Raw genomic sequence first — 1364 nt, forward strand, 5'->3', positions numbered from 1 at the left:
CGCACGTCGATGCGACCGGTGCGCTGACGTTCCTTGATGAGGATGCGCGCGATGAGGAACCCGGAGAACACGAAGAAGTGGTTGATGCCCACCCAGCCGCCGACGAGGCCCGTCGCGCCGAAGTGATACGCGATGACGAGCAGGACGAACAGGCCGCGGTAGCCGTCCATGGCCGCGTAACGATCGGTGCGGGGACGCTCGACACGGCTCCCGCGCGAGCGTGCGGATGTGCTCATCGTCTGGCCACCATGTTCATCGGGCTGCCTCGTTCATCGGGCGGCCGCCACGATCTGCGGCGCGAGCCAACCCCAGATCATCGGGGTCGCCTCGGGCGAGAAGTGGATGCCGTCGTCGTAGAGCGTGATGCCGTGGCGAGTCGGCTGGTACGACGAACCGCACACCGCGCCCGCGAGGTCGAGGACGGGCACGTGGTGTTCCTTCGCCCACGCCGTGATGATCGCGTTGACCCGTTTCGGGTGCCCAGCCTCGGCGACGAGTTGGGGGAACTTGTCGAAGTCGCCGCGGTACTCGGGCGGCACCTGCAGTTCGTCGATGGTGCGGCACGGCACGGTCGTGACGGCGAACTTCGCCGCGCCCGAGGTGCGCGCGGTGGTGAGGGTCTTCATCAGCGTGCGGGTGAGGAGGTCGCGGTAGGCCGCGTCGTCGAGCCACAGCACCTTGCCGTCGACGTCGTGACGCAGTGCGAGGTAGAGCGTCGGCATGAGCACGGCCAGCCGGGAGCCGGAAGAACGCACCGTGGGCCCGAACGCCGCCTTCGCCTCGCGACACGGCGTGTCGTTGGGTTGCTGACGCGTCGCCGTCCACTGCACGGGCGCGTCGAGCAGGTCGCAGCCGGGGGCGCCGGCGTTCGTCACGACGAGGTTCGAGAAGTTGTCCTTCGGCATGCGCTGGGCGAGGAAGTACGGCACCGAGTCGCCGTACAGCGTGACGGCGAGTGGTCGGGCGGGCGGCGTGTACGGCGCCTGACCCTCGACGAGCGTCGGGATGTGTGCCACTTACTGCGGGTACTGCGGCGCAGACACCTCGTGGGCCGCCGTGCTCGCCCCGGCGGGGATGGCCAGCGCCGCGACGAGGACCCCGACGAGACCGACGGCGCCCGCGCCGCCCGCGCGCCGCCCACCGAAGGCCCGCACCCCGCGCTTGATGACGGGCTTCTCGAGCCAGCGGTAGCTCGCGTCGGCGGCGGCGTACGAGAGCACGAGCGTCGCCACCGCGAGCAGGATGACGTGCCCGTGACCGAAGGCGTGCACGAGCCACAGGTAGATGGGCCAGTGGTAGAGGTACAGCCCGTAGGAGATCTTGCCGGTGTGCACCGCGAGACGGTTGGCGTGCAGCCGCACGAG

3 protein-coding genes are annotated in these 1364 nt (G+C 69.9%); all 3 read right to left on the minus strand.

Features of this window, described 5'->3' with window-relative positions; genetic code table 11:
• On the minus strand, positions 1-236 hold a 236-nt coding region (locus tag B2284_RS13780), incomplete at its 3' end, for an acyltransferase family protein (protein ID WP_414646264.1).
• Positions 237-269: 33 nt separating this feature from the next.
• Positions 270-1016 carry an SGNH/GDSL hydrolase family protein gene (locus B2284_RS13785; RefSeq protein ID WP_136788415.1) on the minus strand — a complete coding sequence of 249 codons (747 nt, stop codon included), beginning with the start codon at positions 1014-1016 and terminating at the stop codon, positions 270-272.
• Positions 1017-1364: acyltransferase family protein (locus B2284_RS13790; RefSeq protein ID WP_414646265.1), on the minus strand; the 348-nt coding region annotated here is incomplete at its 5' end.

The organism is Dermacoccus sp. UBA1591 (genome assembly GCF_002322065.1).
GTDB classification, from domain to species: Bacteria; Actinomycetota; Actinomycetes; order Actinomycetales; family Dermatophilaceae; genus Dermacoccus; species Dermacoccus nishinomiyaensis.